The following is an 8,390-nucleotide window of genomic DNA, read 5'->3' on the forward strand; positions in this document are numbered from 1 at the left end:
CCGCTCCGGTCTCCGGATCACCCCGGTTGCGGCGTCAGCCGCTTCGTCAGCGTGAACTCCGTGACGCCCGGCGGGTAGTCCTCGATCACGCACACCACCTCGTAGCCCCGCCCCCGGTAGAAGTCCGGCGCCTGGAAGTCCCAGGTCTCCAGGCGGACGCGGGTGCAGCCCCGTTCGTCGCGGGCGACGCGCTCGGCCTCGGCGAGGAGCCGGGAGCCCAGCCCCGCGCCGCGGTGCCGGGCGTCGACCCACAGGTGCGCGACGTGCAGCCACGTCGTCCAGGTGTGGCCCACCAGCCCGCCGGCCAGCCCGCCTTCGCGGTCCGAGGCCCACACGTGCAGCGGGACCTCGCGTCCGGCCGGGGAGCCGCGCAGCGCGCGCAGGACCGGGGACCTCTCCGTGTTCGCGTCCAGCAGCCGCGAACGGAGAAGATCGCGCCGGGTCCTGTCGACTTCTGTCTCAAGACGAAACATGCGGCACACCATAAACGCGCTGGCCAACCAGTTCTGCCATTCGCCTTCCGCTCCACGCCCACAGCCCTACCCTGTGAACAGCACCGGTGGGGGCCGGTGTCGATCAGGGGACGAACAGTCGGGTACGACGCCCGTGGTGGGGGTAGCAGTCTCTGCACGGCGGCGGCCGGGCGGTCCTGGCCTCCCCGTCGGGGCGTCGTGGCCGCGGTGGTCGTCCGTTTCCCGTCTCCGGACCTTTGGGGTATCCCCTGCTCCGCCCAGGAGCTCGGGGAAGGGGGTTTCGTGGTTCGCATTCGTGTACTGGTCGTCGACGACCACCGTATCTTCGCCGAGTCGCTCGCCGCGGCGCTGGCGGCCGAGCCCGACGTCGACGTGTCCGCGGCCGGCAGCGGCCCTGCCGCACTGCGCAGTCTGGAGCGCGCGGTCGCCGAGGGGCGCCGGTACGACGTGCTGCTCGTCGACGCCGACCTCGGCGGCCAACTGCCGGGCATACGGCCCGCGATGCCCGTGCAGGAGGTGGGGGAGGACAGCCCGGTCGACGGGATCTCCCTGGTCGCGGGCGTCCGGGGCACACAGCCCCACATCCGGATCGTCGTCCTCGCCGAGAAGGACGACCCGCGTCGCGCGGCCCTCGCCCTGCAGGCCGGCGCGTCGGGCTGGGTGGCGAAGGACTGCTCGCTGTCGCGTCTGCTGACGGTGATCCGCGGCGTGCTGCGCGACGAGACGCATCTGCCCGCGGCCCTGCTCACCGGCGTCCTGCGGGAGCTGACGGCCGCCCGCAAGCACCGCACCGAGAGCGAGCGGCTGGTGGAGTCCCTCACGCCGAGGGAACGGGAGGTGCTGCGCTGCATGGTCGCGGGCCTGGGCCGCAAGGCGGTCGCCGAACGTCTCTTCCTCTCCCCGCACACGGTCCGCACCCATATGCAGAACGTCCTCGGCAAGCTGGGCGTGCACTCCACCCTCGCCGCGGTCGCGCTCGCACGCCGGGCGGGGGTCGGTCCGGTGGACCTGGCCTCAGCCGGGGATGTTGTCGAACGGGGCGGTCAGCTGGCGTAGCAGGCTCGCCAGGTCGCCGCGCTGGGACGAGGAGAGCTCGGCCAGGATCGCCCTCTCCTGGTCGAGCAGCCCGGCGAGCGCCTGGTCGGCGCGGTCCTTGCCGTCGTCCGTGAGACGGACCAGCACCCCGCGCCGGTCGCTGGGGTCCGGCAACCGCTCCACCAGGCCCTTCTTCGCGAGCCGGTCGATGCGGTTGGTCATCGTGCCCGACGTGACCAGCGTCTGGGTCAGCAGCTGTCCCGGCGAGAGCTGGTAGGGCGCCCCCGCGCGCCGGAGCGCCGTCAGGACGTCGAACTCCCAGGGCTCGAGCTGGTGCTCGGAGAACGCCAGCCGGCGTGCCCGGTCCAGGTGCCGGGCCAGTCGGCTCACCCGGCTGAGCACCTCGAGCGGCTCCACGTCGAGGTCCGGGCGCTCCCGGCGCCACGCTGCGACCAGCCGATCGACCTCGTCCTCCATGACGATCAGTGTAGTGGTTCTGTCGACATGAAGTCTCTTGATATAGAGCATCTTGACATCAAGATAAATCGCGGGGGAGAGTGACGAGCATGACGACCAACCCCACCTGGGACCCCGCCCAGTACCTGCGTCACGCCGGCCATCGCGCCCGCCCCTTCGCCGACCTCCTCGCCCGCGTCCCCGATCTGCCCGGGGATCCGCCCCGCATCGCCGACCTCGGCTGCGGCCCCGGCAACGTCACCGCCCTCCTCGCCGACCGCTGGCCCACCGCCCACGTCACCGGCTACGACAACTCCCCGCGGATGCTCGCCGAGGCCGCCGCCCACGCCGGCCCGCGCCTCGCCTTCGCCCACGCCGACCTCGCCGACTGGACGCCCCCCGAGACCTACGGCCTGCTCGTGTCGAACGCCGCCCTCCAATGGGTCCCCGGCCACCTCGAGGCGCTCCCCGGCTGGCTGGACGGCCTCGCCCCCGGCGGCACCCTCGCCTTCCAGGTCCCGCACAACATCGACGCGCCTCTGCACACCCTCATGCGCGGCCTCGCCCACAGCCCGCGCTGGAAGAGCCGCCTCGGCCACGTCGTGCGCCGCGAGGACTCCGTCCACGCCCCCGCCGTCTACCTCGACCGGCTGGCCCGCCCCGGCTGCACCGCCGACGTCTGGACCACCACCTACCTGCACGTCCTCCAGGGTTCGGACCCCGTCCTCGACTGGGTCAGGGGCACCGGGCTGCGCCCCGTCCTCGACGCCCTCGCCGACGACCCCGACGCCCGCGACGCCTTCACCGCCGCCTACCGCGACCTGCTCCGCGAGGCCTACCCGAGCACGCCCTACGGCACCGTCCTGCCGTTCCGCCGCCTGTTCGCCGTGGCCACGAAGGAAGGAGGGCCGGCATGCTGACCGCCGTCGACCACGTCCAGCTCGCCGCCCCGCCCGGCTCCGAAGACCTCCTGCGCGCCTTCTACACCGCCGCACTGGGCATGACCGAGATTCCCAAGCCGCCGGCGCTCGCGGCACGCGGAGGATGCTGGTTCCAGGCCGGGGCGGTCCAGCTCCACCTGGGCGTCGAGCCCGGTTTCCGGCCCTCCCGCAAGGCACACCCCGGGCTGCGGGTCACCGGCATCGAGGCGTACGCCGCCCGGCTGGCGCAGCACGGCGTCCCGATCGAATGGGACGACGCGCTGCCCGGACACCGCCGCTTCTACGCCCTGGACCCCGTCGGCAACCGGCTGGAGTTCCTGGAACCCGACCGGCCCGCGGCGGGGGCGGCCGAGGAGTCGTGAGAGCGGCACGGGGTGCGAGAAGCCGGCGGGTTTGAGGGGCGTCGGGCGGGTCACTCGCAGGGATGAGACCACACGCAGACCTGACTGGGAGTGATGGACAGTGGCAGGCGAGCAGAAGTCCAAGGCGAAGATGGAACAGGCCAAGGGCAAGGCGAAGGAAACGGTCGGGCGTGCCGTGGGCAACGAGAGGCTCGAGGCCGAAGGCCGCGCCGAGCAGGCCAAGGGCGACGCCCGGCAGGCCAAGGAGAAGACGAAGGACGTCTTCAAGCACTGAGCCCGTACCGACATGCGGCAGGCCCCCCGTCCCGTGGGAAGGGGGGCCTGCCGCATGGGCGGATCGTGCCGCTCGGGGGCTCAGCTCTTGCGGTGCCCGATCAGCCGTGGCTTGGCCTCCATGCCGTCCAGGCCGTGCCAGGACAGGTTCACCAGGTGGGCCGCCACCTCCGCCTTCTTCGGCCGGCGCACGTCCAGCCACCACTGACCGGTCAGCGCGACCATCCCGACCAGGGCCTGCGCGTAGAGAGGCGCCAGTTTCGGGTCGAATCCGCGGTTCTTGAACTCGCGGCCCAGGATGTCCTCCACCTGCGTCGCGATGTCCGAGATCAGCGACGCGAAGGACCCCGTGGACTGGGGGATGGGGGAGTCGCGCACCAGAATGCGGAAACCGTCCGTGTACTCCTCGATGTAGTCCAGCAGCGCGAACGCCGCCTGCTCGAGGAGCTCCCGCGGATGGCCCGCCGTCAACGACGACGTGACCATGTCCAGGAGACGGCGCATCTCCCGGTCCACGACGACCGCGTACAGGCCCTCCTTGCCGCCGAAGTGCTCGTACACCACCGGCTTGGACACCCCGGCCTTGGCCGCGATCTCCTCCACCGACGTGCCCTCGAAGCCCTTCGCGGCGAACAGGGTGCGACCGATCTCCAGCAACTGCTGCCGGCGCTCGGCCCCCGTCATGCGGGTGCGCCGTGCGCGCCGCGGCTTCACATCACTGCTGGGACTGGAGTTACTGCTGGGATCGGTCGCCACGCCGTCAATCATGCAGCCTCAGCGGCCGCCTTCCCCTGCTGGGAGCCGTCCCCGTCCGTGATACGGCGTGAATCGATACGCGAGCGTGACGGCCAGCGCACGTCGTACGCCCAGCCGAGCATCTCGAACCACCGGATGAACCGGGCCGAGGAGTCCACCTGGCCCCGCATCACCCCGTGCCGCGCCGACGTCGGGTCGGCGTGGTGCAGGTTGTGCCAGGACTCGCCGCAGGACAGGACCGCGAGCCACCACACGTTGCCGGAGCGGTCCCGGGACTTGAACGGGCGCTTGCCCACCGCGTGACAGATCGAGTTGATGGACCACGTCACGTGGTGCAGCAGGGCCACCCGCACCAGGGAGCCCCAGAAGAACGCCGTGAACGCGCCCCACCAGGACATCGTCACCAGACCGCCCACCAGCGGCGGGATCGCCAGCGACACCAACGTGAAGAGGATGAACTGGCGCGAGATCGCACGGATCGCCGGGTCCTTGATCAGGTCCGGCGCGTACTTCTCCTGCGAGGTCTGCTCCTCGTCGAACATCCAGGCGATATGGGCCCACCACAGGCCCTTCATCAGCGCCGGGACCGTCTCGCCGAACCGCCACGGCGAATGCGGGTCGCCCTCCGCGTCGGAGAACTTGTGGTGCTTGCGGTGGTCCGCCACCCAGCGCACCAGCGGGCCCTCCACGGCCATCGAACCCATGACCGCCAACGCGATCCGCAGCGGCCGCTTCGCCTTGAACGAACCGTGCGTGAAGTAGCGGTGGAAGCCGATCGTGATGCCGTGGCAGCCGAGGAAGTACATGAAGACCATCAGCCCGAGGTCCAGCCAGCTCACCCCCCATCCCCAGGCCAGCGGCAACGCCGCCAGCACTGCCAGGAACGGGACGACGATGAAGAGCAGCAGGGTGATCTGCTCGATGGAGCGCTTCTGCTCGCCGCCGAGAGTGGCGAGCGGCGCGGGGCTGTCGTCGGGTGCCTTGGAAGGGTCTTCGATCACGTTGGAGCCTGTGGTCATGCGCGTCCCCTGGGGGGTATGGGAATGGGGGAGAAGCCGTACCGCCGGGAACCGCACGGCACTTCCTACGGTCCCGTAACCTACGGCATCGTAAGTATGGCAGTGCACCGCCTCGCGGCAAGAGCCCGCCGACCTGCGCGTCCCCGCAGACACCTATCCTTGGAATCGGTCGGACAGCGCGGTCCGCTTAGTTTTCTTCCCGGATGTCCGACCCCGTATGCGACGCCTGCCCGCGGGGAGGATGTCCGAGTTCCCTCTTGGACGAGCTTCAACACTGCAAGGAGCCGCACCTGTGAGCAGTGCCGACGACCAGACCACGACCAGCCCCGAGCTGCGCGCCGACATCCGCCGGCTCGGTGATCTCCTCGGCGAGACCCTCGTCCGTCAGGAGGGCCCCGAGCTCCTCGACCTGGTCGAGAAGGTCCGCCGCCTCACCCGGGAGGACGGCGACGCCGCCGCCGAGCTGCTGGGCGGCATCGACCTGACGACCGCGGCCAAGCTGGTCCGCGCCTTCTCCACCTACTTCCACCTGGCCAACGTCACCGAGCAGGTCCACCGGGGCCGCGAACTGCGCGAACGCCGCGCAGCCGAGGGCGGCCTCCTCGCCCGCACCGCCGACCGCCTCAAGGACGCCGACCCCGAGCACGTCCAGCAGACGGTCCGCCACCTCAACGTCCGGCCCGTCTTCACGGCGCACCCCACCGAAGCCGCGCGCCGGTCGGTACTCAACAAGCTCCGGCGCATCGCCGCGCTTCTGGAGACCCCCGTCATCGAGTCCGACCGCCGGCGCTACGACACGCGCCTGGCCGAGAACATCGACCTCGTCTGGCAGACCGACGAGCTGCGCGTCGTCCGCCCCGAACCCGCCGACGAGGCGCGCAACGCCATCTACTACCTCGACGAACTGCACGCCGGCGCCGTCGGCGACGTCCTCGAGGACCTGACGGCGGAACTGGAACGCGTCGGCGTCAAGCTCCCCGACGACAGCCGCCCCCTCACCTTCGGCACCTGGATCGGCGGCGACCGCGACGGCAACCCCAACGTCACCCCCCAGGTCACCTGGGACGTCCTGATCCTCCAGCACGAGCACGGCATCAACGACGCCCTGGAGACCATCGACGAACTGCGCGGCTTCCTGTCGAACTCCATCCGGTACACCGGCGCCACCGACGAGCTCCTCGCCTCCCTCCAGACCGACCTCGAACGACTCCCCGAGATCAGCCCCCGCTACAAGCGCCTCAACGCCGAAGAGCCCTACCGGCTCAAGGCCACCTGCATCCGCCAGAAGCTCGAGAACACCAAGCAGCGCCTCGCCAAGGGCACCCCCCACGAGAGCGGACGCGACTACCTCGGCACCGGCGAACTCCTCCAGGACCTCACCCTCGTCCAGACCTCCCTGCGCGAGCACCGCGGAGGGCTCTTCGCCGACGGCCGGATGAACCGCACCATCCGCACCCTGGCCGCCTTCGGCCTCCAGCTCGCCACCATGGACGTCCGCGAACACGCCGACGCCCACCACCACGCCCTCGGTCAGCTCTTCGACCGCCTCGGCGAGGAGTCCTGGCGCTACGCCGACATGCCCCGCGAGTACCGCACCAAGCTCCTCGCCAAGGAACTCAGGTCGCGCCGGCCCCTCGCCCCCGTCCCCGCCCCCGTCGACGCCGCCGGCGAGAAGACCCTCGGCGTGTTCCTCACCGTCAAGCGCGCCCTCGAGGTCTTCGGACCCGAAGTCATCGAGTCCTACGTCATCTCCATGTGCCAGGGCGCCGACGACGTCTTCGCCGCCGCCGTCCTCGCCCGCGAAGCCGGCCTCGTCGACCTGCACGCCGGCTGGGCGAAGATCGGCATCGTCCCCCTCCTGGAGACCACCGACGAGCTCAAGGCCGCCGACACCATCCTCGAGGACATGCTCTCCGACCCGTCGTACCGCCGGCTGGTGGCACTGCGCGGAGACGTCCAGGAGGTCATGCTCGGCTACTCCGACTCCTCCAAGTTCGGCGGCATCACCACCAGCCAGTGGGAGATCCACCGCGCCCAGCGCCGACTGCGCGACGTCGCCCACCGCTACGGCGTCCGCCTGCGCCTCTTCCACGGCCGCGGCGGCACCGTCGGCCGCGGCGGCGGCCCCTCCCACAACGCCATCCTCGCCCAGCCCTGGGGCACCCTCGAAGGCGAGATCAAGGTCACCGAACAGGGCGAGGTCATCTCGGACAAGTACCTCATCCCCTCCCTGGCCAGGGAGAACCTGGAACTGACGGTCGCCGCGACCCTGCAGGCCTCCGCCCTGCACACCGCCCCCCGCCAGTCCGACGAAGCACTCGCCCGCTGGGACGCCGCCATGGACGTCGTCTCCGAAGCCGCCCACGCCGCCTACCGCGCCCTCGTCGAGGACCCGGACCTGCCGACGTACTTCCTCGCGTCGACCCCGGTGGACCAGCTCGCCGACCTCCACCTGGGCTCCCGGCCCGCCCGCCGCCCCGGCTCCGGCGTCTCGCTCGACGGCCTGCGCGCCATCCCCTGGGTGTTCGGCTGGACCCAGTCCCGCCAGATCGTCCCCGGCTGGTTCGGCGTCGGCTCCGGCCTCAAGGCGCTCCGCGAGGCGGGCCTGGACACCGTGCTCGACGAGATGCACGAACAGTGGCACTTCTTCCGCAACTTCATCTCCAACGTCGAGATGACCCTCGCCAAGACCGACCTGCGCATCGCCCAGCACTACGTCGACACCCTCGTCCCCGACGACCTCAAGCACGTCTTCGACCGCATCAAGGCCGAACACGCCCTCACCGTCGCCGAGGTCCTCAAGACCACCGGCGAACGCGAACTGCTCGACGCCACCCCCGTCCTCAAGCAGACCTTCACCATCCGCGACGCCTACCTGGACCCCATCTCCTACCTCCAGGTCACCCTGCTCAAGCGCCAGCGCGACGAAGCCGCCGCCGGCGCCGAACCCGACCCGCTGCTCTCCCGCGCCCTCCTCCTCACCGTCAACGGCGTCGCGGCAGGCCTGCGCAACACCGGCTGACCCACCCCGCACCACGAGGGGGGGGGGGGGGGGGGGGGGGGGGGGGGGGGGGG

The 8,390-nt window shown here is 71.1% G+C and carries 9 protein-coding genes; 5 read left to right on the top strand and 4 right to left on the bottom strand.

Translation table 11 applies throughout. From position 1 onward, the window contains the following. Positions 1–17 precede the first annotated feature (17 nt). Positions 18–485, bottom strand: a complete 468-nt coding sequence (locus ACN6LD_RS26975) for a GNAT family N-acetyltransferase (protein ID WP_319194297.1) — start codon at positions 483–485, stop codon at positions 18–20. A 270-nt stretch (positions 486–755) separates the two neighbouring features. Here ACN6LD_RS26975 and ACN6LD_RS26980 point away from each other — a divergent pair, with 270 nt between their 5' ends. Beyond that, the gene (locus tag ACN6LD_RS26980) at positions 756–1,529 is read left to right on the top strand and encodes a LuxR C-terminal-related transcriptional regulator (protein ID WP_445044530.1); all 774 of its coding nucleotides are present in this window, start codon (positions 756–758) and stop codon (positions 1,527–1,529) included. On the opposite strand, the gene ACN6LD_RS26985 is transcribed toward ACN6LD_RS26980, so the two are convergent. Beyond that, positions 1,488–1,985 carry a MarR family winged helix-turn-helix transcriptional regulator gene (locus ACN6LD_RS26985; protein ID WP_057578678.1) on the bottom strand — a complete coding sequence of 166 codons (498 nt, stop codon included), beginning with the start codon at positions 1,983–1,985 and terminating at the stop codon, positions 1,488–1,490. The genes ACN6LD_RS26980 and ACN6LD_RS26985 overlap by 42 nt on opposite strands. A gap of 89 nt (positions 1,986–2,074) precedes the next feature. On the opposite strand from ACN6LD_RS26985, the gene ACN6LD_RS26990 reads away from it, so the two are divergent. The 3 genes from ACN6LD_RS26990 to ACN6LD_RS27000 all read left to right on the top strand — a co-directional run bounded on the left by ACN6LD_RS26990 (position 2,075) and on the right by ACN6LD_RS27000 (position 3,541). Next, entirely contained in the window at positions 2,075–2,884 is an 810-nt protein-coding gene (locus tag ACN6LD_RS26990) for a trans-aconitate 2-methyltransferase (protein ID WP_445044531.1), read from the top strand. After that, the gene (locus tag ACN6LD_RS26995; RefSeq protein ID WP_319194291.1) at positions 2,878–3,267 is read left to right on the top strand and encodes a VOC family protein; all 390 of its coding nucleotides are present in this window, start codon (positions 2,878–2,880) and stop codon (positions 3,265–3,267) included. The genes ACN6LD_RS26990 and ACN6LD_RS26995 overlap by 7 nt, the downstream gene beginning before the upstream one ends. 100 nt (positions 3,268–3,367) lie before the next feature. After that, positions 3,368–3,541: a CsbD family protein gene (locus ACN6LD_RS27000; protein ID WP_189920762.1), complete on the top strand. Its 174-nt coding sequence runs from the start codon at positions 3,368–3,370 to the stop codon at positions 3,539–3,541. Between the two features lie 80 nt (positions 3,542–3,621). On the opposite strand, the gene ACN6LD_RS27005 is transcribed toward ACN6LD_RS27000, so the two are convergent. Both ACN6LD_RS27005 and ACN6LD_RS27010 read right to left on the bottom strand, forming a co-directional pair. Continuing rightward, on the bottom strand, positions 3,622–4,308 hold the full coding sequence (locus ACN6LD_RS27005) for a TetR/AcrR family transcriptional regulator (RefSeq protein WP_057578673.1): 687 nt from the start codon (positions 4,306–4,308) through the stop codon (positions 3,622–3,624). Beyond that, the gene (locus ACN6LD_RS27010) at positions 4,305–5,315 is read right to left on the bottom strand and encodes an acyl-CoA desaturase (protein WP_319194294.1); all 1,011 of its coding nucleotides are present in this window, start codon (positions 5,313–5,315) and stop codon (positions 4,305–4,307) included. Before ACN6LD_RS27010 ends, ACN6LD_RS27005 begins: the two co-directional genes overlap by 4 nt. A gap of 292 nt (positions 5,316–5,607) precedes the next feature. On the opposite strand from ACN6LD_RS27010, the gene ppc reads away from it, so the two are divergent. Continuing rightward, on the top strand, positions 5,608–8,337 hold the full coding sequence (gene ppc, locus ACN6LD_RS27015) for a phosphoenolpyruvate carboxylase (protein WP_445044532.1): 2,730 nt from the start codon (positions 5,608–5,610) through the stop codon (positions 8,335–8,337). Positions 8,338–8,390: the final 53 nt, after the last annotated feature.

This window comes from Streptomyces sp. SAS_272 (assembly GCF_052543235.1).

Excerpts from the sequence above, each read along its gene's own strand:
- ACN6LD_RS27010 (WP_319194294.1), bottom strand. The coding sequence starts at position 5,315 with ATGACCACAGGCTCCAACGTGATCGAAGACCCTTCCAAGGCACCCGAC.
- ACN6LD_RS26975 (WP_319194297.1), bottom strand. The coding sequence starts at position 485 with ATGGTGTGCCGCATGTTTCGTCTTGAGACAGAAGTCGACAGGACCCGG.
- ACN6LD_RS26990 (WP_445044531.1), top strand. The coding sequence starts at position 2,075 with ATGACGACCAACCCCACCTGGGACCCCGCCCAGTACCTGCGTCACGCC.
- ACN6LD_RS27005 (WP_057578673.1), bottom strand. The coding sequence starts at position 4,308 with ATGATTGACGGCGTGGCGACCGATCCCAGCAGTAACTCCAGTCCCAGC.
- ACN6LD_RS26985 (WP_057578678.1), bottom strand. The coding sequence starts at position 1,985 with ATGGAGGACGAGGTCGATCGGCTGGTCGCAGCGTGGCGCCGGGAGCGC.
- ACN6LD_RS26995 (WP_319194291.1), top strand. The coding sequence starts at position 2,878 with ATGCTGACCGCCGTCGACCACGTCCAGCTCGCCGCCCCGCCCGGCTCC.